Raw genomic sequence first — 22,114 nt, 5'->3', positions numbered from 1 at the left:
CCCCACGACCTTCCACACAAAACCGATCACAAGCGATTGCAGGGCCTGCTTGCATCCTGCAATCATATGCGAATAGTTATTGCTTTATTTCTCCTTATTCGCGGAGCTACGTGTGTCTGTCGGGGAATCCACGCATCAGCAACTGACGGGTCAGCTCTATCGCGATCATCGCGACTGGCTGCTCGGCTGGCTGCGTAAAAGCCTGAGTTGCCCGCAGCGAGCCGAAGACCTCAGCCAGGACACCTTCGTTCGTATACTCGGCAAGGCCGACCTGCAGCAGATGCGCGAACCCCGCGCCCTGCTCGGCACCATCGCCCGCGGGCTACTGATCGATCACTTCCGTCGCAACGCCGTTGAACGCGCCTACCTGGAAGAGCTGAGCCACACCCCTGAAGCGGTGCACGCGAGCCCGGAAGAACAGGCGCTGGTGCTCGAGGCCCTGCGCGAAATCGATCGTCTGCTCGGCACGCTGTCGCTCAAGGCGCGCAGTGCCTTCCTCTACAACCGCCTGGATGGCCTCGGTCATGCCGAGATCGCCGAACGTCTCGGCGTGTCGGTTCCCCGGGTGCGCCAGTACCTCGCCCAGGCGGTACGGCAGTGCTACATCGCCCTGTACGGAGAGCCGACGGCATGATCGCTGCCTCTGCGCCGGTCAGCAATCGCGTGCTGGAAGCCGCCATCCACTGGCAGCTGTGCCTCGACTCGGGCATGACCAGTGAACGGGAGAAAGTCGAATTCCAGCGCTGGCTGGCCAGCGACCCCGAGCATGTACGAGCCTGGAAACAACTGACCGGCCTGGACCAGCAACTCGCGGTGGCGGCGGCACCGGCAGCGCGCAAGGCCTTGTTGCGGCGCCCAGCTGGCAGCCAGCGACGCACCGTCAGCGGCCTGCTCGGTGTGTTGCTGGTCGCGGTGCTGGGGCTTGGCTTGCTCAACCAGCAGCGCCCGCTGAGCGACTGGCTGGCCGATGAAGTGACCGCAGCCGGCGAACAACGGGAACTGCAACTGGCCGATCGCAGCCGCCTGCGCCTCAATAGCCGCAGCGCGCTGGATATCGCTTTCACCCCCGAAGAGCGTCGGCTGTTCCTGCGCAGTGGCGAAATTCTCGTGGAAACCGCCCACGGCGATCCGCGGCCGTTCCTGGTCGAGACCGAACACGGCACCCTGCGTGCCCTGGGCACCCGCTTTCTGGTGCGCGAGGACGAGCAGGGCACCCAGTTGATCGTGCTGCAGTCCGCGGTGGCTGCACAGCCGCGCTACGCCAGCGACGAGCGGGTGATCCCGCAAGGTCAGCAAGTGCTGATGAGCAGCGACGGCCTGGGCGCCAGTGAGCCGGCACCGGCCGCAGCGGACGCCTGGATGCACGGCATGCTGGTGGTGGAAAACGTGCGTTTGGCCGAGTTGCTGGAGCGGCTTGGCGAGTATCAGAACGGCCATCTGGGGGTCGACGACAGCATCGCCGATCTGCGCATCAGCGGCAGCTTCCCGCTGCGTAATCTGGACCTGGCACTGGCCGCGCTACCGGCCAGCCTGCCGGTAAGGATCGAGCGCCATACCGACTGGTGGATAACGGTCGTGCCGCAAACGCCTCGGTAAAAAATATTTCGCGCTGGCCCTATCACTTTCTGCATCTGCTTCGGCATTAGGAAATCGAGACTCATTTCCCTGTAGGAGCCACCTGCGATGCAGATGTTCAGCCGTACCCCGTTCCGCCCGAGCATGCTGGTCGCCGCCATGGCGCTGGTCAGCCTGCCCGCACTCAGTCTGGCCCAGGCGCCGGACTCCGGCGTGCGTACCTACCAGTTGCCCGCTGCGCCGCTGGCCAGCTCCCTCAACCAGATCGCCGGCCAGGCCGGTGTGGTGCTGAGCATCGACCCGGGCCTGACCGCCGGCAAGAGCGCGCAACCGGTACAAGGTCAGTTCGACACCGCTGGCGCCCTGCGCCAGGCACTTTCCGGCACGGGCCTGATGCTGGTACCCGGTGCTGCCGGGACCTACAGCGTGCAGCCTGTAGCGGACAACGCCGCGCTGGCATTGCCCGAGACCACCATCAGCGCCAGCACTGGCGTGGAGGGTGCCTGGGGGCCGACCACCGGCTACCTGGCCACCCGCACGGCGGCGGGCAGCAAGACCGACACGTCGATTCTCGAAGCACCACGTTCGATCTCCGTGGCGACACGCGAGCAGATGCAGGATCGCAAGGTGCAGAACCTGGATGATGCCGTGCGTTACATGCCCGGCGTGATCGCCAGCAGCTATGGCAGTGACAGCCGCGCCGAATGGATGAAGATCCGTGGCTTCGAGCCGATCCAGATGCTCGACGGCTTGCCACTGCCCAAGGGCACCTACGTGATGCCCAAGCTGGAAACCTGGAACCTGGAGCGCGTCGCCCTGCTGCGCGGTCCCGCCTCCTCGGTTTACGGCCAGACACCTCCAGGCGGCCTGCTGGATATGGTCAGCCGGCGCCCGGAGGCTATCAGCAGCAACGAGATACAGCTGCAGGTCGGCACTTTCCAGCACAAGCAGATCAGCTTCGACAGCACCGGCCGCGTTGATGACGAGGGGCGTTTTCTTTACCGTATCGGCGGTGTACTGCGCGACAGCGGCACGGCGATCGAGCATATCGACGATCAACGCTTCAACATCGCCCCCAGCCTGACCTGGAACCTCGACGACGACACCCGGCTGACCTTCCTCAGCCAGTTCAACCGCGACGATACCGGCACCACCAGCCAGTTCCTGCCGTTGCAAGGCACAAAACTCGCTACGCCGGCCGGGAAGGTGGACTACCACAAGAATCTCGGCGATCCGGACTGGGAGTTCTACGACAAGAAGTATTACGCGCTGGGCTACGCCTTCGAGCATCGCCTCAACGATATGTGGCAGTTCCGCCAGAACCTGCGTTACACCAAGAGCGACTTGGAATTTCAGAGCATTACGGCGGGCGGTTTCGCAACGGCCGTTGCAGATGACGGAACGCTTTCTCGTGGTGCCAACGTGGTTGACGAGGATGTCAGCCAATTTGCGGTAGATTCCAACCTGCAAGCGGACTTCGATACCGGTGCGCTGAAGCACACCCTACTGCTCGGAGTGGACTACCAGCGCGTCAACACCAACTACCGGTGGCTGTTCGGCTCCGCGCCGACCAGCAACATAATCACCCCGATCTATGGCCAGGATTTCAGCAACGTCTCCTACAGCGCGTTTCAGGATTACAACCAGAAACGCCACAGCATGGGCTTGTATATCCAGGATCAGATCGCCCTCGACAACTGGCGCCTGACGCTGGGCGGCCGTCAGGACTGGCTCAGCACCGACACCACGTTCTATAACGCAGGCAACGCCGAAGACAGTCGCCGCGACAGCGCCTTCAGCGGTAATGCCGCGCTGAGTTACGTGTTCGACTCCGGCTTCACCCCCTATGTGTCCTACGCCGAATCCTTCCAGGCCGAGGCTGGAGGCAGTGGTGGTCGAACCTTCCGGCCCAGCACGGGCAAGCAGTACGAACTGGGCATCAAGTATCAACCGCCAGGCAGCGACATCCTGTTCACAGCGGCGGCCTATGACCTGAAGCGGCAGAACATCATCACGACCAGCACCGCCGGTGCCACTGAACCGGTTCGAGAAGTACAGGTACGCGGCCTGGAACTGGAGGCGGTGGGTAACGTCAGCGACAACCTGAAGATCACGGCCGCCTATACCTACGCAAACAGCAAGATGACCAAGGTCGGCGACCCACGGGACAAGAACAGAGCGCTGCCCCTGACGCCCGAAAACCAGGCATCCATCTGGGCCGACTACACCTGGAACAACGGCGCGCTGGCCGGGTTTGGGGTTGGTTTCGGTGCACGTTACATCGGCGAAACCAACAACATTGCCGTCGGCAGCATGGGCTTCGTTCGCGACGTGTCGGACGGTCATACCCGCTCCTATACCGTCTACGATGCAGCGCTGCGCTATGATCTCGGCAAATTCAACAGCACCCTCGAAGGCGCCAGCGTCGCGCTGAATGCCAAGAACCTGTTCGACAAGGAATACCTGTCGACCTGCGATGGCTTCTACTGCTACTACGGCGACCCGCGTAGCGTGATCGCCAGCGTCGACTACAAGTGGTGATCAGCTGACCCTGTAATGACAAGGCCGCCCTATCGGGCGGCCTTGTCGTTTCGATGGCGCTCATTCACTCAAACAGGCATGCCGATGGCTACTCCTCCATCCGTAACTTCAATTCCACCATCAAATCGTCCGCCAGGGTTTCCAGCGAGGTCTGCAGCGTGCTCAGTGGCAGCCCTTCCGGTACTGCCAGGGTCGCCTGGGCGTGAAACAGCGGCTCGCCGCTCATGGGCGCGGGCGTTACATCGGTGACCAGGTTCTCCAGGTTGACGCCGTTGTCCGCCAGCAGCCGGGTGATATCGCGCACGATCCCTGGGCGGTCATTGCCCAGCAGATCGAGATGGATGGACTTCCAGGTGCAGTCCGGCTCGGCGCCCGCTGACGCGAGCTGCACACGGATACCCTGGGCACTCAGCTCGCTCAGCGCCTCCATCAACGCACCGTGGGAGGCCGCCGGGACATCCACCCGCAGGATGCCCGCGAACTGCCCGGCCATCCGCGACATGCGGCTTTCCAGCCAGTTGCCGCCATGCCTGGCCACGCACTGGGCGACACGCTCGACCAGGCCGGGTTGATCCTGGGCGATAACGGTCAGTATCAGATGATCCATGCTCACGTCCTCGTCGTTGGTGCTCAACTCAGGTCGAGCCAATAGGTAAGGTAAACCGCATCCCGGACATAGCCGAGGCGTTCGTAGAGGGACTGCGCCGTCAGGTTGGTTCTTGCCGTTTCCAACTGCAACCCGCAGGCGCCGGTGTCCAGTGCATGCTGCCGCGCGGCATCGAGCAAGCGTTCGCCAATGCCCTGCCGCCGCGCGTGGTCGGCAACGTACAGATCGCTCAGCAACAGGCTCGGGCGCAAGGCCAGCGAGGCGTATAGCGGATAGAGCTGCACGAAGCCCTGAGCGGCACCTTGCCCGTCACGTGCGATGAAGATCGTCGAGTCGCCCCGCTCAAGACGCGCGGCCAGGAAACCACGGACGTCAGCGACGGCCTTGTCCACGCCATAGAAATCCAGATAAGCCGCAAACAGCGGCACCAGGTCATCGAGATCGGCAGTGGCAGCAGCGCTTATCGGCATGATCGACTCCTCACGGGTGCCCTGCAGTATAGGCCGCTCTCTCGACGATACAGAAAGCTCGAGTACGACCAAGGTAGCGGTGACCATTTCTGGACTGTTTTTCCTAATTCGTTCATGTAGTATCTGCAGAAAACCACTACATGAATTCAACCCCAGTCCTGCTGGTTGTGGAAAACCCCGCTCACGAAGCATCTCCAGACAAGCCGCATCGACGCGGGCAGCCGTCTACAACGGCCCCCGATAGCGATCTGTCTGCGCAGCACCGAGGGTTCCCTGCCGATACAGTGGCTAAGCGAAGCAGAGAGGCGAGAGATGACTGAGCGTATTCAAGTCGGTGGCCTGCAGGTCGCCAAGGTGCTGTTCGATTTCATCAATGACGAAGCCATTCCCGGCAGCGGCGTCACGGCCGATGCGTTCTGGGCCGGTGCCGATGCGGTGTTCCGCGATCTGGCACCAGAGAACCGGGCCCTGCTCGACAAGCGCGACCAGTTACAGGCGCAGATCGACGACTGGCACCGCAGCCGGGCCGGCAAGCCCCACGACGCGGTGGCCTACAGGGCATTTCTGGAGCAGATCGGCTATCTGCAGCCGCAGCCCGATCGGGTGCAAGCCAGCACCGAAAACGTCGATGACGAAATCGCCCGCCTGGCCGGCCCGCAGTTGGTCGTGCCGGTGATGAATGCCCGTTTCGCGCTCAACGCCTCCAACGCGCGCTGGGGTTCGCTGTACGACGCGCTGTACGGCACCGACGCGATCAGCGAGGACGGCGGCGCCGAACGGGGCAAGGGCTACAACCGGGTGCGCGGTGACAAGGTCATCGCCCTCGCCCGTGCCTTTCTCGATGAAAGCGCGCCACTGGCGGCCGGCTCCCATGCCGATGCCAGCGGCTATCGCATCGAAGGCGACAAGCTGCTGGTCACCCTCGACAAGGGTGATATCAGCGGGCTGCGCGATGCCAGCCAACTGGTCGGTTTCCAGGGCGAAGCCGGCGCGCCAATCGCCATTCTGCTCAAGCATAACGGCCTGCACTTCGAAATCCAGATCGACGCCAGCAGCCCAGTCGGCAGCACCGACGCGGCAGGCGTGAAAGACCTACTGATGGAGTCCGCGCTGACCACCATCATGGACTGCGAAGACTCGGTAGCCGCAGTCGATGCCGAGGACAAGACCCTGGTCTACCGCAATTGGCTGGGCCTGATGAAGGGCGACCTGAGCGAGCAAGTGAGCAAGGGTGGCAGCACCTTCACCCGCACCATGAACCCGGATCGCGTCTATACCCGCCCGGATGGCGGTGAGCTGACCCTGCACGGGCGCAGCCTGCTGTTCGTGCGCAACGTTGGCCACCTGATGACCAACCCGGCGGTACTCGACGCCAGCGGTAACGAGCTGCCGGAAGGCATTCTCGACGCGCTGTGCACCAGCCTGGCCGCGCTGCACAACCTCAACGGCAACAGCAGCCGCGCCAACACCCGCACCGGCTCGGTGTACATCGTCAAACCGAAGATGCACGGTCCCGAGGAAGTGGCGTTCACCAGCGAGCTGTTCGCCCGCGTCGAACAGGTGCTGGGCCTGCCGCGCAACACCCTGAAGGTCGGCATCATGGACGAGGAGCGCCGCACCACCGTCAACCTCAAGGCTTGCATCGCCGCTGCCAGCGAACGCGTGGTGTTCATCAACACGGGTTTCCTCGACCGTACCGGCGACGAAATCCACACGTCGATGGAAGCCGGCGCCGTGGTGCGCAAGGCCGCCATGAAAAGCGAGAAGTGGATCAGCGCCTACGAGAACAACAACGTCGACGTTGGCCTGGCCACCGGCCTGCAGGGCCGCGCACAGATCGGCAAGGGCATGTGGGCCATGCCCGACCTGATGGCCGCGATGCTCGAACAGAAGATCGGCCATCCGCTGGCCGGCGCCAACACCGCCTGGGTGCCGTCACCAACCGCGGCCACCCTGCACGCCCTGCACTACCACAAGGTCGACGTATTCGCCCGTCAGGCCGAACTGGCCAAGCGCACACCGGCCTCGCTGGACGAAATCCTCAGCATCCCGCTGGCGCCCAGCACCGACTGGAGCGCCGAGGACATCCGCAACGAACTGGACAACAACGCTCAGGGCATTCTCGGCTACGTGGTGCGCTGGATCGACCAGGGCGTGGGTTGCTCCAAGGTGCCGGACATCAACGATGTCGGCCTGATGGAAGACCGTGCCACCCTGCGCATCTCCAGCCAGTTGCTGGCCAACTGGCTACGCCATGGCGTGGTCAGTGAACAGCAGGTGCTGGAGAGCCTCAAGCGCATGGCCCCGGTGGTCGACCGGCAGAACGCGGGCGACCCGCTGTATCGCCCGATGGCGCCGGATTTCGACAGCAACATCGCCTTCCAGGCGGCGCTGGAGCTGGTGTTGGAGGGCACGAAACAACCTAACGGTTATACCGAACCGGTGCTGCACCGCCGCCGCCGCGAGCTGAAAGCCAGCCAGGCGCGCTAAACGTCCGCGCAAAAGGAAACCGCCGAAAGGCGGTTTTCCTTTTCCAAACCGGAATCGTACAAGTGGCGGGTTACGGCGCCCTATGGAGCCGCGCAAGACCCGTAGGGTGGGTCGGGCCGCGCAGGTTAGCGACGCACTGCCTATAAATTTCAAACACCGAAAATCTCCAAGCTTCGCGTAACCCACCAAGCGATCGTCGACATTGCGCCAATGCCGGGTATCCGCATCACCCAGCTGGCTGCACGGCAATCCGACGCTGCTGCCAGCGATAGGCGGAGAAACGCTTCGGTGCTTCGTACAACCAGTTGATGCCCAGCGCCTGGAGAATCTTCGCCGCGATGATCGGCAGCACTACGCCCGCCAGGCAGCCGGCGACGATATGCAGGGTGTCGTCGTTGATGCCCAGAAACTTGCTCAGGATCACTCGCATGCCACTGCCGGCGAGGATATGCATGAGGAAGATCGGCATCGACAGCGCGCCCAGGGTCAGCACCCAGTCCAGCGGGCGACGCGCCAGCACCATGCACAGGCTGACGCTGAACAGAATGCCGATGAAGGCCACGACCAGCGATGCCGCACCACGATCCGCATAGGTCAGGCCAAGCGGACCGTGGAACAGATACTGCACCACGATGAACGCCAGGCCGCTACCCAGGGCGAATGCCGAGGCGCGTGCCTCGATGCCATCACGGATCTGGTTGAACCAGACCCCAAGGGCGAAGAACACGAAATTCTGCGCCAGGAACACCAGCGCGGCGACCCGCGGCGTCCACTGTTGCAGCAGGTAGAACAGCGCACTGAGCACCAGCAGCGGCAGGAACGCCCTTGTCGAGAAACTGCGATAGAGCAGGATGGCCAGGCAGAACGCGGCGAACAGCGCGTACAGGAACCAGAACTGCGCGCGCGGTGACCACAGCAGCGCCAGCACTTCGCCCATCCCGACGCCCCCATTGGTATAGCGGGCCAGTACCACTTCGATGCTGCCTTGCAGCAACGACCAGAGCACGAAGGGATAGAAGATGGTGTCGATCTTGTTGCAGAACAGGCCACCACTGCCGCGATTGTTCAGCGAGTGCCAGAAGAACAGCCCGGACAGAAAGAAGAACAGCGGCATGTGGAAGGTGTAGATGACGCTGTCCACCAGCCAGTGGAAATCCACGTTCTCGGTAATGATGCCGCCGTTGAGCAAACCGCGCACCACATGGCCATAGACCACCAGGAGGATGCCGATTGCCTTGGCATAATCCACCCACAGATTGCGGTTTGTCATGTTTGCATCCTTGAGATGAGGTCTTACGAGGGGAACGGTGACGGCAGCATTGAGTGCCGCCCCGCTAATCAGAGCGCGAACGGGAACCTCAGGTTCCCGGACCGATACTGGTGCAGTTGCCGCCCCCCAGGTACTTCTGCAATACCGCCCATTGCGGCCGGTCCACGCCCTTGACCGGTTCGATCGACAACTTGTGCTTGCCCCACGAGGGCCCCGCCGCCCAATAGGTGAACGGGATGCAGTGTTTCTGCAGGTAGGCAAGGGTCTGATCCAGGGCCTTGAGGCCGCTCTCGTCGTCAGCCGGCACGCCGAACTCGCCGATATGGCCCTTCTTGTTGTGCTTGATCAGCCAGTTGACGAAGGGTTCGATGCGCTTGACGCCAATCTGCGGATCCAGATTGGGCGCCAGGGCCTGCTTGTAACTGCCGCTGCTGTCGGGGTCGATGTACATGTGCGCCGAATAGACGATGTTGTTCGCCGGATCCTTCAGGTCCAGCAAGGCATCGTTGAGCTTCGGCCACTGCGTTGCCGACGAATATTGCGCACCCTCGACGTACACCGCGTTCTTCGAATCGTACTTGCGCACCCCGTCGATGCCGGCCTGGGCCACTTCCGGCCAGAACTTGTTGGCTGCGCCGTAGGGCTCGTTCATCAGGTCGTAGGAATACACCGCCGGGTTGTTGCCCCAACGTGCGGCGATGCGTTCCATCAGATTCTTGTAGGCGGAGATCGGTACATCGTCGGTGCCGATCACCTTGTCGTAGTAGCGCCCGTAGTTGTGCACGTCGAGCATCACCTCGATGCCGCTCTGGTGGGCTTCGGTCAGGGTCTTGTCGATCAGCTTGGCGTAACTTTCATCGAACTCGCCATTGGCCTTGGGCTGCAGGCGCTCCCACTGAATGGAGAAGCGCACCCAGCTGATGCCCTTCTGCTGCCATTTGGTGTAATAACCGGACGGCGGGAAGAAGAAGTTGGTGCCGTGCTTGCCGGGAATGTGCGAACTGGCGAATGCCGCGCCAGCCACGTTGATGCCGATAAGCTCGATGGGCTTCTGCTGCGCGCTGGCGCTGCAACTCAGGATGATGCCAAGGCCGAGGGCCAGGGTTCGGCCAAGATGGTTGCCGCTCATGGTGCTCTCCTCTGTCTCCGGAATTGAACGAAGCGCTCCGGATTTAAAATGCGTCTCAGACAAAATGCGTCCCAGACAAAACAGGACGCCAAATGACCGCAGAGGTTCACGACCGGCCGCGCTAATCTCGTGACAATCGATAAAACGCAGGCCGCCGACAGACCCTAGACTTACGTCCTATGTCGAATCCGGGCCCAGGTCGCCACCATGTCGCCACAAGAACGAAAGGAACAGCGAGCGATGAAACCAGCGGACGATTTCGCCCTGGCCGGCAAGACCGCGGTGCAGCAGAACATCCACGGCACCATGGAGTTTCTGCAGAAGTTTCCACCGTTCAACCAGATGGATACCGCCCACCTCGCCTATCTGGTCGAACACTGCCAACTGCGCTTCTATGGCGAGGATGACACCATCATCCACCCGGACGATGGCCCGGTGCAGCACCTCTACATCGTCAAGCAGGGCCGCGTTCATGGCCAGCGCCCGCACTCGGCGCGGCGCGGCACGGAAACCACCTTCGAGATCACCAGCGGCGAGTGCTTTCCCATGGCTGCGCTGATCGGTGAACGGGCCACGCGCACCGCTCACCTGGCCGCCGAGGACACCTTCTGCCTGCTGCTCGACAAAACCGCCTTCGCCCGTCTGTTCGCGCAGTCCACGCCACTGCGCGATTTCGCCCTGCGCGGCGTCAGCAGCCTGCTCGATCAGGTCAACCAGCAGGTGCAGATGCGCGCGGTGGAAACCCTCGGCTCGCAGTATTCGCTGGATACCCGCCTGGGCGAGCTGGCCATGCGCCAACCGATCTCCTGCGCACCGGACATGCCCTTGCGCGATGCCGTGCGGCTGATGCACGAAGGGCAGGTCGGCAGCATCGTCATCGTCGATCCCGGGCTGCGCCCACAGGGCATCTTCACCCTGCGTGACCTGCGCCGTGCGGTGGCGGACGGCAGTTCGCTGGAGCTGCCGATCGACAGCCTGATGACCCAGTCGCCCTTCCACCTGCCGCCGAGCGCCAGCGCCTTCGATGCCGCCATCGCCATGACCGAGCGGCATATCGCCCACGTCTGCCTGGTGGAACAGGGCAAACTCTGCGGCGTGGTTTCCGAACGCGACCTGTTTTCCCTGCAGCGCGTCGACTTGGTGCACCTGGCCCGCACCATTCGCCACGCCGGGCGGGTGGAAACCCTCGCCGCCCTGCGTGAAGACATCCGCCAACTGGTCGACCGCATGCTAGCCCACGGTGCCAGCGCCAGCCAGATCACCCATATCGTCACCCTGCTCAATGACCACACCGTGTGCCGGGTGATCGAGCTGACCATCGAAGACCTGGGCGACCCGGGCGTTGCGTTCACCTGGTTGTGTTTCGGCAGCGAGGGGCGTCGCGAGCAGACCCTGCATACCGACCAGGACAACGGCATTCTCTTCGAGGCAGCGGACGGCGCGGAGGCCGCAGCGATCCGCGGCCGCCTGCTGCCACTGGCCATGGAGATCAATCAACGCCTGGCACGATGCGGCTTCAGCCTGTGCAAGGGCGACATCATGGCCGGCAACCCGCAACTGTGCCTGTCGCGCCAGGAGTGGTCGCGCCGCTTCGCTGGCTTCGTGCGCGAGGCGTCCCCGGAAAACCTGCTGGCCTCGACCATCTACTTCGACCTGCGCACCGTGTGGGGCGACGCCAGCGGTTGCGAAAAACTGCGCGACGAGCTGCTCGGGCAGATCGCCGACAACCGCCTGTTCCAGCGCCTGATGGCCGAGAACGCCCTGCGACAACGGCCACCCGTTGGGCGCTTTCGGGATTTCGTGGTGGCCCGTCGCGGCGCCGAGAAAGACACTCTGGATCTCAAGTCCCAGGGCCTGACGCCCTTCGTCGACGGCGCCCGACTGCTGGCCCTGGCCAATGGCATCAAGGCCTGCAATACCCAGCAGCGCCTGCGCGAACTGATCGACCGAGCCATCATCGACCCACTGGATGGCGCGGCCTACGAAGAGGCCTATCACTTCATCCAGCAGACGCGCCTGCAGCAGCATCAACTGCAGGCGCGTCAGGCCCAGCCGTATTCCAACCGCCTCGACCCGGACAGTCTCAACCACCTGGATCGGCGCATCCTCCGTGAATCCTTTCGTCAGGCCCAGCGCCTGCAAAGCAGCCTGGCGCTACGCTACCAGTTATGAATGCACTCACCTGGCTGACCCGCCGCCATACGACCCTGCCCCCTGAACAGCAACGCCGTCGCGATGCGCTGCCAGCCCCAGCCGTGCCGGATGAAACACCGCTGACGCAGCGACGCCTGGTGGTGCTCGACCTGGAAACCAGTGGGCTGGACATGAAGCGTGACCAGGTGCTGTCGATCGGTGCAGTGGTCATCGACAACGGTGCCATCCAGCTTGGCCAGCAATTCGAATGCACCCTGCACCGCGACGATCATCGGGTCAGCGCCAGTGTGCTGATCCACGGCCTGGCACCCAGCGCCATTGCCGCCGGCATCGAGCCCGGTGAAGCGCTGCTGGCTTTCATGGAGTTTCTCGGCGACAGCCCGCTGCTGGCCTTTCACGCCGGTTTCGACCAGCGCATGCTCGCCCGCGCCCTGAAAGAGACCCTGAACCTGCGCCTGCGCCACCCCTTCTTCGACGTCGCCGAGCTGGCCCCCCTGCTCTGCCCCGAGGCGGAAATCCGCAATGGCGGTCTGGATGACTGGACACGGCATTTCGGCCTGCAGGTGCAGCAACGTCACCACGCCAGCGCCGATGCCCTGGTGACCGCCGAGTTGGCACTGATCCTGTTCAGCCGGGCCCGCAAGCAGCAGATCGCCAGCCTAAAGACTCTGGAGCAGCGCCTCGCCGGCTGGCGCAGACGACAGCAGGCACCCTCGCTGTAATCGCCCCTCGCCACCTGTCGCCGCGGCTGCAGAGATTGAAGGCAGGCTCCTGCCAGGGACAGCGCGCCGGCTTCGCAAGAGCGGCAGATCAGTTGCCGCGGCGAGCATAAGCCGCGAGGATGGTGCGCTCGGATTGCACCAGATAGGCATCCAGCGCCTTGGCGGCTTCGTCTGGCCGCCCCGCTTCCAGTCGTTCGAGAATCGCGGCGTTCATGTCGATGTAGGGCGCGTGGAGAAATTCGGGGTCGTTGAGCAGGCCGAATACCAGCCGCAGCTCAGCGGACAGGTGCGCGTAAAAGGTGTTGAGCCGCTGGCTGTCGGCAAGCTCGACGATGGCCGCATGGAAGGCCATGTTGGCCGTGCCGACTGCGCCCCAGTCCGGCACCTCGGCGCTGCGCTGGGCGGCGCTTACCGCCTCGCGCATGCGTTTCACCGCCGGATGCTTGGGATACGCCTGCACCAGCGCCTGGCACTCGACGAATCGCCGTGCCCGGTAGATCTCGATGATCGAGGCCATATCGGGCACCGACACGAATACACCGCGGTTGGGCTCATGCTTGAGCAGACCCTCCTGAGTCAGCACGCGAAAGGCCTCGCGCAGCGTATTGCGGGAAATATCCAGGCTTTCGCTCAGCGCCGCCTCGGAAAGCCGCTGCCCCGGTACCAGCTCACCATCGACCAGCTTGCGACGAATCTCCGCCGTCACGGTTTCCCCGAGGGTTCGCGGGTTGTCAGGCATGTCTTTGTTCATCACCGATCCACCGAGCAATAGCTGGGCCCTGCGCAAACGAACGAGAGCCGAAGAGGCTCGATGGTCTCCGAGCGAGGCGCTTCAGGCAAGGGGCAAGGTTGTCACCTCACGCACCATGCTGAATCATCACTGGGTAACGAGGTAACAAAACAGTGCAAATAGATCATCAATACAAATAAGATTGTTGAACAATAAATGCGTCTAGAATCAACAACGAGAACGCATTTCTGGTGATGTGGCATGGTGATTGCCTTACACCCTGCACACGTAACCCAGTCCTCAGGAGTGTTCCATGCAGGCCCAGACCACCGGCGACTTCGCCCGCTCACGTCGTTCCTCCCTGATAGCGGCCATCTTCCTGATGGCGACCTCGGCCATCGGCCCTGGCTTCATCACCCAGACCGCTACCTTCACGGCGAACATGGGTGCAGCGTTCGCGTTCGGCATCCTGGCCTCGATCCTCATCGACTTCGTGGTGCAGTTGAACGTCTGGCGCATCGTCACCCTGACCCGCATGCGCGCATCGGATATCGCCAACGCGGCGATTCCCGGCAGCGGTTACCTGCTGGCCGTGCTGGTGATCTTCGGCGGCCTGGTCTTCAATATCGGCAACATCGCGGGCTCGGGTCTGGGCCTCAACGCACTGATGGGCCTGGATACCAAATGGGGCGGCGCACTCAGTGCCCTGGTGGGCATCGGCATCTTCATGTCGCACCGCGCCGGCATCGCCGTGGACCGGATCATGGTGGTGCTGGGGGTGATGATGATCGCCCTGACCCTTTTCGTGACCTTCGCGTCCAACCCGCCGCTCGGTGAGGCACTGCGCCAGACGGTATGGCCGGACGAAATCAACTTCGCGACCATCACCACCATCGTCGGCGGCACGGTCGGCGGCTACATCACCTACGCTGGCGCCCACCGCCTGCTGGATCGCGGCACGGTCGGCGTGGAGAACATCAACGAGGTGTCCAAGGCAGCACTGAGCGGCATCATGGTCACCGGGGTGATGCGCTACATCCTGTTCCTGGCCATTCTCGGTGTCGTCGCCAGTGGCGTGGTCATCGACACCTCGGGCCAGGGCGCCAACCCGGCCGGGCAAGCCTTCCAGGCCGCGGCGGGCGAATTCGGTCTGCGTGCCTTCGGCCTGATCCTCTGGGCAGCGGGCATCACCAGCGTGATCGGTGCGGCCTACACCTCGATGTCCTTCATCACGGTCTTCAACAAATCCATCAGCGAGCGCGGCCGCAACCTGGCGACCGTGGTATTCATCGCCATTTCCCTGGGCGTTTACCTGCTGCTCGGCACACCACCGGCAGCCCTGCTGATCTTCGCGGGTGGTTTCAATGGCCTGATCCTGCCGATCGGCCTGACCATCTTCATCTACGTGGGCTGGTGCCGCTCCGACCTCATGGAGGGCTACCACTACCCCCGCTGGTTGCTGGTGCTCGGCGTGCTGACCTGCGCATTGACCTGGTACATGGCGGCCAAATCGGTCGTCCCGATCTTCGCTTTCCTCAATGTGGCCTGACTCAAGGAGACCCGACATGCCGAACATCGACCTCAACAGCGACTTGGGCGAAAGCTTTGGCCAGTGGCGCATGGGCGACGATGCCGCAATGCTCGACATCGTGACCAGCGCCAACGTCGCCTGCGGTTTTCACGCTGGCGACCCGGCCGGCATCCTGCGCACCCTCAAAGCCGCCACGGCCAAGGGAGTGACCATCGGCGCCCACGTGGCCTATCCGGACCTGGTCGGCTTCGGCCGCCGCAACATGGACGTGGCCAGCGACGAACTGACCGCCGACGTGATCTACCAGATCGGCGCACTGCAGGCGCTGGCCCATGCCGCCGGCACGTCGGTACGCTACGTGAAGCCCCATGGTGCGCTGTACAACACCATTGCCCATGACCAGCGCCAGGCCCTGGCGGTGATCGAGGCGATACGCGTCGTCGACCCCAGCCTGGTGCTGGTCGCCCTGGCCGGTTCCAGCCTGGTCGATCTGGCTCGGGGCGAAGGCCTGACCTGCGTTGCCGAAGCTTTCGCCGACCGTGCCTACACCCCGCAAGGCACCCTGGTGTCACGCCGTGAGCCGGGCGCCGTGCTGCACGATGCCGAGAACGTCGCGCAGCGCATGCTGCGTCTGGTCGAAGACGGCACGGTAGAAGCCATCGACGGCAGCGTCACGCGGATCGAGGCCGATTCCATCTGCGTGCATGGCGACAGCCCCGGCGCCATTCAGATGGCCCTCGAGGTCCGCCAGTTGCTGGAGAAGTCCGGCGTGACCCTGCAATCCTTTGCCGGAGCCGCCCGATGAACGCCCTGCAACGCGCTCAACAGGCCGCCATCGCCGCCGCACGCGAAGCCCGCGCCGGGTATCGTAATGGCCTGATCGCGCCCTCCGCCGGTATCGCTCCCGGCATGACCCAGGCCAACCTGATCGCCCTGCCCCGCGACTGGGCCTACGACTTCCTGCTCTACGCCCAGCGCAACCCAAAGGCCTGCCCGGTGCTGGACGTCAGCGACGCCGGCAGCCCGCGCACCGTACTGGCCGAAGGCGCCGACCTGCGTACCGACATTCCGCTGTACCGCATCTGGCGCGACGGCAAGCTGGCCGAAGAGGTCAGCGATGCGAGCGCAGCCTGGGCGGAGCACCCGGACCTGGTGGCTTTTTTGATCGGCTGCAGCTTCACCTTCGAAACCGGCCTGCAGGAAGCTGGCATCGAAGTACGGCATATCGCCGATGGCTGCAACGTACCGATGTACCGCACCAACCGCGCCTGCCGCCCCGCAGGCCGTCTGCACGGTGAGATGGTGGTGTCGATGCGGCCGATCCCGGCGGATCGCGTCGCCGAAGCGGCCGGCATTTCCGGGCGCTACCCCTCGGTGCATGGCGCCCCGGTGCATATCGGCGAGCCACAACGCCTGGGTATCGCCGACTTGCAGAAACCGGATTTCGGCGACCCCGTGCGTATCGACGCAGGTGAGATACCCGTGTTCTGGGCCTGCGGCGTCACGCCCCAGGCGGCCGTCATGGCTTCCGGCGTGCCGTTCGCGATCACCCATTCGCCAGGCCATATGTTCATCACCGACGTGCCCGACAGCACGTACCACGTGTAGGAGCTTGCAGTGCGTTTTCTCCCCGTCAATCTGGATGCGTTGCTGGTGGAACTGGCCGATCTGGACGAAACCCTGGCGCTGTTCGACTCGCTGCAGGCCACGCCCATAGCCGGCATCGAAGAAATCGTCCCGGCAGCGCGCACCTTGCTGATCCAATACCGACCCAGTGCTGTCGACCGGCAGGTGCTGATCAACCACATCGCCCGCCGCGACCTGAGCCAGCGCAGCACGCGGGAAAGCCGCCGCGTGGAGATCCCCGTGCATTACAACGGCGAGGATCTCGACGAGGTCGCCAGCCTGTTGGGCATCAGCCGTGAAGAAGTAGTCAGCCGCCATACCAGCGCAGACTACGAGGTCGCCTTCTGCGGCTTCGCGCCGGGCTTCGGTTATCTCACCGGGGGCGCGGGCTTTCAGGTACCGCGCCGACAAACCCCGCGCACGCGCATCCCGGCTGGTGCGGTGGCATTGGCCGGCAACTTCAGCGGTGTTTATCCCAAGGCCAGCCCCGGCGGCTGGCAGATCATCGGCGTCACGCCCTTGCAGATGTGGGACCTGGGGCGCGACGAACCGGCCCTGCTGCGCCCCGGCTACAAGGTGCGCTTCACGGATGCCGGGCCACTACCGCCCGGCGGCCTGCCAGCGCACGAGCAGCCCGCGGCCAGCGAAACATGCAGCGGCGCCCACCTGGAAATTCTCACCCCCGGTCTGCAGAGCGTGCTGCAGGATCTCGGCCGCGCCGGTCACACCGACCAGGGCGTGTCGATGTCCGGCGCGCTGGATCGTGGCGCCCTGCGCGCGGCCAATCGCGCCGTGGGCAACGACTCCGCCAGCGCCTGCCTGGAAGTGGTGCTCGGCGGCCTGAGCTTCGTCTGCCATGGACGCACGATCATCGCCGTCACCGGCGCGCGCACGCCGCTGACCGTGACCACCGCCAGCGGCCTGCAGTGGCAGCCTGGCAATTACCAGCCCATCGAACTGGAAGACGGCGACCGCGTCAGCCTGGGTGCCCCCAAGGCGGGTTTGCGCAGCTACCTGGCGATTCGCGGCGGCTTCGCTGTCGCGCCCGTGCTGGGCAGCCTGGCCACCGACACCCTGGCGCAGGTCGGCCCCCCGGCCCTGGCTGCCGGCGACCGGCTGGGCTTCAACGAAACCAGCGGTGGCTGCAGCGTATCGGTGCAGGAAGCGCCCGCCTTCGCGCTACCGACCGCCAACGACGTGATCACCCTGGATGTGGTCATGGGCCCGCGCAGCGACTGGTTCACCCAAGCCGCCATCCAACGGCTGAGCAGCCAGCTGTGGCGCGTAACCCCGCAATCCAATCGGGTGGGCATTCGCCTGGCCGGTGAGGTGCCGCTGGAGCGTTGCAACCCTGACGAGCTGCCCAGCGAAGGCACCTCGCTCGGCGCCATTCAGGTGCCTGCCAGTGGCCAACCGGTGCTGTTCCTTGCCGACCATCCGCTGACCGGCGGCTACCCGGTGATCGCCGCCGTGGCCAGCCACCACCTGGACCTGGCCGGACAGATACCGATCAATGCGCAGATCCGCTTCAACCCGATCGATGCGTTCGCCGAGCTGCAGGCCGACGCCCTCCTTTCCACTGCCGACGTGAAAGAGATCCCATGAAAAAAGTACTGATCGCCAACCGTGGTGAAATCGTCGTGCGCATCGCCCGCGCCTGCCGCGACCAGGGCATTGGCTCGGTGGCCGTGTACGGCAACGCCGACATCGACGCCCTGCACGTCCGCCAGGCCGACGAAGCCTATGCCCTGGACGGCGAGCGCCCCGCCGACACCTACCTCGACATCGGCAAACTGCTGGCCATCGCCAAACGCGCCGGTGCCGATGCCGTGCACCCCGGCTACGGTTTTCTCTCCGAGCGTGCCGACTTCGCCCGTGCCGTGCAGGACGCCGGGCTGATCTGGATCGGTCCCAACCCGGAAACCATCGACGTGCTCGGCGACAAGGTCGAGGCCCGCAAGCTTGCCCAGCAGGTCGGCGCGCCACTGGTCGCCGGTACGCCCGGCCCAGTGCAAAGTGCTGCCGAAGTGCTGGCCTTCGCCGAGCAGCATGGTCTGCCAATCGCCATCAAGGCCGCGTTCGGCGGCGGTGGGCGGGGCATGAAAGTCGCCTGGCGCATGGATGAAGTCGCCGAGCTGTACGCCTCGGCAGTACGCGAAGCCGAGGCGGCGTTCGGGCGTGGGGAGTGCTTCGTCGAGCAGTTCCTCGACCGCCCGCGGCATATCGAAGCGCAGGTGATCGCCGACACCCACGGCAACGTGGTGGTGGTCGGCACGCGAGACTGCTCGTTGCAGCGGCGTAACCAGAAACTGGTGGAAGAGGCACCTGCGCCCTTCATCAGTGACGAGCAGCGCCAGCGCATCCACCAGGCCGCTCACGACATCTGCGCCAAGGCTGGCTACGTCGGCGCCGGTACCGTGGAGTTTCTGCTCAGCGCCGATGGCACCCTGTCGTTCCTGGAAGTGAACACCCGTCTGCAGGTCGAACACCCGGTAACCGAAGAAACCACCGGCATCGATCTGGTGATCGAACAACTGCGTGTCGCCGACGGCCTGCCGCTGTCGTTCAGCGAAACGCCAACACCCCGTGGTCACAGCTTCGAATTCCGTATCAACGCCGAAGATGCCGGCAAGGGCTTTCTGCCCACCCCGGGGCAGATCGCTGCATTCCGCCCCCCGAGCGGTCCCGGCGTGCGCCTGGACAGCGGCGTGGAAAGCGGCTCGAAAGTGCCCGGCACCTTCGACTCGATGATGGCCAAACTGATCGTCACCGGCGCCACCCGCGAACAGGCCATCGCTCGCGCCCGCCGTGCGCTGGCCGAATTCCAGATCGAAGGGATCGCCTCGGTGCTGCCGTTCCACCAGGCCGTGATGGCCCACGACGACTTCACCGGCCCCGAGCGCTTCGCCGTGCACACGCGCTGGATCGAGACCGATTTCGCCGAACAGATCACCCTCGCACCACGCACCCTGCCAGCCGCTGATGCCGCCGTGCTGCGCACCTTCATCGAGATCGACGGCAAACGCCATGAACTGGGTTTGCCCAGTGCATTGCTGCAAGGCCTGACACCGCTGGCCGGTGGAACCCAAGCGGCTCCCCAGGCAGCGCCCCCCACAGCGGAAGAAGGCCTGGTGACAGCGCCGATTTCCGGCAACCTGCATGCCTGGCTGGTCGAGGATGGTACCCAGGTAAAGGCCGGCGACGTGATTGCCGTGATGGAAGCCATGAAGATGGAAACCCAGATCACCGCGCCGGTGAGCGGCACATTGACCATCCGCGAACAGGCCGGCGCCTACCTCGACGCAGGCGTAGCGCTGGCCAAACTCGAAGGCTGATATCGCCGCAAACCAGCAGGGTGGATAAGGGCCGCCGTTTCCATTCACCATCACGATGGTGGACGGATGAAGCGACGTCCACCCTACTTTCAGAACGGCGAGCCGCGTGCGAGAACATCGCTGGCAAGCCAGCTCCTACAAGGAAGTTGCGGGTTGGCTGTCGGTGCGAGGGTGCACTCAGGACCTTTGTGGATATCGCTTCGAGCAAACCCATCCGGCTATCAATTACACGAACAGCCTCCTGTGTAGGAGCCAGCTTGCTGGCGATCGCGGCGCTGATGCAAAAAGCCCCATCCGGGTGGATGGGGCTTTTGTGTGCAGCCTGGGGACTCTGGTGCCGTCAAGGCACTCAGGAGCCGCTTTGTTCGGCGAGGGCAACGGCCTTGAACATGGCGCGGCGCTTGTTGAGGGTTTCTTCCCACTCCAGGGCGGGGACCGAGTCGGCGACGATGCCGGCGCCAGCCTGGACGTGCAGTTCGCCGTCCTTGATCACTGCGGTGCGGATGGCGATGGCGGTGTCCATGTTGCCGTTCCAGGCGTAGTAACCGACCGCACCGCCATAGACGCCACGCTTGACCGGTTCGAGCTCGTCGATGATCTCCATTGCGCGGATCTTCGGTGCGCCCGAGAGGGTACCGGCCGGCAGGATGGCGCGCAGGGCGTCCATGGAGGTAAGGCCTTTCTTCAGCTCGCCGGTGACGTTGGAAACGATGTGCATGACGTTGGAATAACGCTCGATGACCATCTTCTCGGTCAGCTTCACCGAGCCGATTTCCGAGACGCGGCCGGTGTCGTTACGGCCCAGGTCGATGAGCATCAGGTGCTCAGCGACTTCCTTGGCGTCGGAGAGCAGGTCCTGCTCCAGCGCCAGGTCGGCCTCTTCGGTGGCGCCGCGCGGACGGGTGCCGGCGATGGGGCGTACGGTGACCAGGTTGTCTTCCACGCGCACCAGCACTTCCGGCGACGAGCCGACGACGTGGAAGTCACCGAAGTTGAAGAAGTACATGTACGGCGTCGGATTGATGCAGCGCAGTGCCCGATACAGGTCGATGGGCGCGGCCTTGAACGGGATCGACATGCGCTGGGAGATCACCACCTGCATGCAGTCGCCAGCGAGGATGTAATCCTTGATGGCGTTGACCGAGCGTTCGTAGTCGTCGCGGCTGAAGCTGGAGCGGAAGGACGGCTCCTCACCCGACGCCTTGTTGAGGTCTACGCCAAGGCGCGGCGTGAAGGGCTGACGCAGCTTGTGCAGGATGGCCTGCAGCTGCTCCTGGCCACGGGCGAAGGCGTCGGGCTCGGCCGGGTCGACCAGCACGATGGCGTGCATCTTGCCGGCCAGGTTGTCGAACACCACCACGGCGTCGGAGACCATCAGCAGGATGTCCGGGGTACCCAGGGTGTCGGGGTTGACGCCACCGGCCAGCTTCGGTTCCACATAGCGCACGCTGTCATAGGCGAAGTAGCCGACCAGGCCGCCGTTGAAGCGCGGCAGACCGGCAATGGTCGGTACGCTGTAGCGAGCCTTGAAGGTCTCGACGAAGTCCAATGGGTCGGCACATTCGTGGCGTTCGACGTCGACGCCATCGGTGCTGATCACCACGCTGTGGTCGTGCACGCGCAGCACGGTACGCGCCGGCAGGCCGATGATCGAATAGCGGCCCCACTTCTCGCCGCCCTGCACCGACTCGAGCAGGTAGGAATTGGGCGCGTCGGCCAGCTTCAGGTAGATCGACAGTGGCGTGTCGAAGTCGGCGATGGTTTCGCAGGCAAGCGGAATGCGGTTGTAGCCTTCAGCGGCCAAACGCAGGAATTCTTCATGGATCATGATCAGCCTCGTGGCTTGGAAAATCGGTCAGTGCGAACGGGCCGCCTGTTGCGGCAGATGAATGTCAGGCGCGCCAGCGCCAGCGGGCCAGGGCCTTGATGACTTT

17 protein-coding genes are annotated in these 22,114 nt (G+C 64.0%); 11 read left to right on the top strand and 6 right to left on the bottom strand.

Annotated features, from left to right (window positions below; translation table 11 throughout):
- Positions 1-112: 112 nt before the first annotated feature.
- The 3 genes from FHR27_RS24660 (at position 113) to FHR27_RS24650 (ending at position 4,116) form a co-directional block, all read left to right on the top strand.
- On the top strand, positions 113-634 hold the full coding sequence (locus tag FHR27_RS24660; RefSeq protein WP_042556621.1) for an RNA polymerase sigma factor: 522 nt from the start codon (positions 113-115) through the stop codon (positions 632-634).
- Positions 631-1,596 carry a FecR domain-containing protein gene (locus FHR27_RS24655; protein ID WP_042556620.1) on the top strand — a complete coding sequence of 322 codons (966 nt, stop codon included), beginning with the start codon at positions 631-633 and terminating at the stop codon, positions 1,594-1,596. The genes FHR27_RS24660 and FHR27_RS24655 overlap by 4 nt, the downstream gene beginning before the upstream one ends.
- 87 nt (positions 1,597-1,683) lie before the next feature.
- On the top strand, positions 1,684-4,116 hold the full coding sequence (locus FHR27_RS24650; protein WP_179539818.1) for a TonB-dependent siderophore receptor: 2,433 nt from the start codon (positions 1,684-1,686) through the stop codon (positions 4,114-4,116).
- 88 nt (positions 4,117-4,204) lie between these two features.
- On the opposite strand, the gene FHR27_RS24645 is transcribed toward FHR27_RS24650, so the two are convergent.
- Entirely contained in the window at positions 4,205-4,723 is a 519-nt protein-coding gene (locus tag FHR27_RS24645; RefSeq protein ID WP_042556631.1) for a glycine cleavage system protein R, read from the bottom strand.
- Positions 4,724-4,746: 23 nt separating this feature from the next.
- The gene (locus tag FHR27_RS24640) at positions 4,747-5,193 is read right to left on the bottom strand and encodes a GNAT family N-acetyltransferase (protein WP_179539817.1); all 447 of its coding nucleotides are present in this window, start codon (positions 5,191-5,193) and stop codon (positions 4,747-4,749) included.
- A gap of 312 nt (positions 5,194-5,505) precedes the next feature.
- Here FHR27_RS24640 and FHR27_RS24635 point away from each other — a divergent pair, with 312 nt between their 5' ends.
- Positions 5,506-7,683 carry a malate synthase G gene (locus tag FHR27_RS24635; RefSeq protein WP_179539816.1) on the top strand — a complete coding sequence of 726 codons (2,178 nt, stop codon included), beginning with the start codon at positions 5,506-5,508 and terminating at the stop codon, positions 7,681-7,683.
- A gap of 226 nt (positions 7,684-7,909) precedes the next feature.
- On the opposite strand, the gene FHR27_RS24630 is transcribed toward FHR27_RS24635, so the two are convergent.
- Positions 7,910-8,953, bottom strand: a complete 1,044-nt coding sequence (locus FHR27_RS24630; protein WP_179539815.1) for an acyltransferase family protein — start codon at positions 8,951-8,953, stop codon at positions 7,910-7,912.
- A gap of 88 nt (positions 8,954-9,041) precedes the next feature.
- Entirely contained in the window at positions 9,042-10,082 is a 1,041-nt protein-coding gene (locus FHR27_RS24625; protein WP_042556615.1) for a glycoside hydrolase family 5 protein, read from the bottom strand.
- Positions 10,083-10,322: 240 nt separating this feature from the next.
- Here FHR27_RS24625 and FHR27_RS24620 point away from each other — a divergent pair, with 240 nt between their 5' ends.
- Both FHR27_RS24620 and FHR27_RS24615 read left to right on the top strand, forming a co-directional pair.
- Positions 10,323-12,254, top strand: coding sequence for a DUF294 nucleotidyltransferase-like domain-containing protein (locus FHR27_RS24620; protein ID WP_179539814.1), 1,932 nt, complete (start codon positions 10,323-10,325; stop codon positions 12,252-12,254).
- Positions 12,251-12,958 (top strand): 3'-5' exonuclease, encoded by a 708-nt coding sequence (locus FHR27_RS24615; RefSeq protein ID WP_042556613.1) that lies wholly within the window; start codon positions 12,251-12,253, stop codon positions 12,956-12,958. The genes FHR27_RS24620 and FHR27_RS24615 overlap by 4 nt, the downstream gene beginning before the upstream one ends.
- Before the next feature lie 88 nt (positions 12,959-13,046).
- On the opposite strand, the gene FHR27_RS24610 is transcribed toward FHR27_RS24615, so the two are convergent.
- Positions 13,047-13,709 (bottom strand): GntR family transcriptional regulator, encoded by a 663-nt coding sequence (locus FHR27_RS24610; RefSeq protein WP_042556612.1) that lies wholly within the window; start codon positions 13,707-13,709, stop codon positions 13,047-13,049.
- A gap of 292 nt (positions 13,710-14,001) precedes the next feature.
- Between FHR27_RS24610 and FHR27_RS24605 the strand changes: the two genes are divergently transcribed.
- Genes FHR27_RS24605 through FHR27_RS24585 form a run of 5 tightly spaced genes read left to right on the top strand, consistent with a single transcriptional unit; the run spans position 14,002 to position 20,180 of the window.
- The gene (locus FHR27_RS24605) at positions 14,002-15,237 is read left to right on the top strand and encodes an NRAMP family divalent metal transporter (RefSeq protein ID WP_179539813.1); all 1,236 of its coding nucleotides are present in this window, start codon (positions 14,002-14,004) and stop codon (positions 15,235-15,237) included.
- Between the two features lie 16 nt (positions 15,238-15,253).
- Complete coding sequence (locus FHR27_RS24600; RefSeq protein WP_042556610.1) at positions 15,254-16,024, top strand: LamB/YcsF family protein; 771 nt, start codon at positions 15,254-15,256, stop codon at positions 16,022-16,024.
- Positions 16,021-16,827 (top strand): putative hydro-lyase, encoded by an 807-nt coding sequence (locus FHR27_RS24595; RefSeq protein ID WP_042556609.1) that lies wholly within the window; start codon positions 16,021-16,023, stop codon positions 16,825-16,827. The genes FHR27_RS24600 and FHR27_RS24595 overlap by 4 nt, the downstream gene beginning before the upstream one ends.
- Positions 16,828-16,836: 9 nt before the next feature.
- Entirely contained in the window at positions 16,837-18,450 is a 1,614-nt protein-coding gene (locus FHR27_RS24590) for a 5-oxoprolinase subunit B/C family protein (protein ID WP_179539812.1), read from the top strand.
- Complete coding sequence (locus FHR27_RS24585; RefSeq protein WP_179539811.1) at positions 18,447-20,180, top strand: acetyl/propionyl/methylcrotonyl-CoA carboxylase subunit alpha; 1,734 nt, start codon at positions 18,447-18,449, stop codon at positions 20,178-20,180. The genes FHR27_RS24590 and FHR27_RS24585 overlap by 4 nt, the downstream gene beginning before the upstream one ends.
- 349 nt (positions 20,181-20,529) lie before the next feature.
- Here the strand turns inward: FHR27_RS24585 and trpE are convergent, their stop codons facing one another.
- Positions 20,530-22,008: an anthranilate synthase component I gene (trpE, locus tag FHR27_RS24580; protein ID WP_179539810.1), complete on the bottom strand. Its 1,479-nt coding sequence runs from the start codon at positions 22,006-22,008 to the stop codon at positions 20,530-20,532.
- Positions 22,009-22,114: the final 106 nt, after the last annotated feature.

Source organism: Pseudomonas flavescens (assembly GCF_013408425.1).
GTDB lineage: Bacteria > Pseudomonadota > Gammaproteobacteria > Pseudomonadales > Pseudomonadaceae > Aquipseudomonas > Aquipseudomonas fulva_A.
The sequence above is the reverse complement of the archived record's forward strand: the minus strand, read 5'-3'. Positions and strand labels throughout refer to the sequence as shown.

Excerpts from the sequence above, each read along its gene's own strand:
- FHR27_RS24655 (WP_042556620.1), top strand. The coding sequence starts at position 631 with ATGATCGCTGCCTCTGCGCCGGTCAGCAATCGCGTGCTGGAAGCCGCC.
- FHR27_RS24650 (WP_179539818.1), top strand. The coding sequence starts at position 1,684 with ATGCAGATGTTCAGCCGTACCCCGTTCCGCCCGAGCATGCTGGTCGCC.
- FHR27_RS24645 (WP_042556631.1), bottom strand. The coding sequence starts at position 4,723 with ATGGATCATCTGATACTGACCGTTATCGCCCAGGATCAACCCGGCCTG.
- FHR27_RS24640 (WP_179539817.1), bottom strand. The coding sequence starts at position 5,193 with ATGCCGATAAGCGCTGCTGCCACTGCCGATCTCGATGACCTGGTGCCG.
- FHR27_RS24635 (WP_179539816.1), top strand. The coding sequence starts at position 5,506 with ATGACTGAGCGTATTCAAGTCGGTGGCCTGCAGGTCGCCAAGGTGCTG.
- FHR27_RS24630 (WP_179539815.1), bottom strand. The coding sequence starts at position 8,953 with ATGACAAACCGCAATCTGTGGGTGGATTATGCCAAGGCAATCGGCATC.
- FHR27_RS24625 (WP_042556615.1), bottom strand. The coding sequence starts at position 10,082 with ATGAGCGGCAACCATCTTGGCCGAACCCTGGCCCTCGGCCTTGGCATC.
- FHR27_RS24620 (WP_179539814.1), top strand. The coding sequence starts at position 10,323 with ATGAAACCAGCGGACGATTTCGCCCTGGCCGGCAAGACCGCGGTGCAG.
- FHR27_RS24615 (WP_042556613.1), top strand. The coding sequence starts at position 12,251 with ATGAATGCACTCACCTGGCTGACCCGCCGCCATACGACCCTGCCCCCT.
- FHR27_RS24610 (WP_042556612.1), bottom strand. The coding sequence starts at position 13,709 with ATGAACAAAGACATGCCTGACAACCCGCGAACCCTCGGGGAAACCGTG.
- FHR27_RS24605 (WP_179539813.1), top strand. The coding sequence starts at position 14,002 with ATGCAGGCCCAGACCACCGGCGACTTCGCCCGCTCACGTCGTTCCTCC.
- FHR27_RS24600 (WP_042556610.1), top strand. The coding sequence starts at position 15,254 with ATGCCGAACATCGACCTCAACAGCGACTTGGGCGAAAGCTTTGGCCAG.
- FHR27_RS24595 (WP_042556609.1), top strand. The coding sequence starts at position 16,021 with ATGAACGCCCTGCAACGCGCTCAACAGGCCGCCATCGCCGCCGCACGC.
- FHR27_RS24585 (WP_179539811.1), top strand. The coding sequence starts at position 18,447 with ATGAAAAAAGTACTGATCGCCAACCGTGGTGAAATCGTCGTGCGCATC.
- trpE (WP_179539810.1), bottom strand. The coding sequence starts at position 22,008 with ATGATCCATGAAGAATTCCTGCGTTTGGCCGCTGAAGGCTACAACCGC.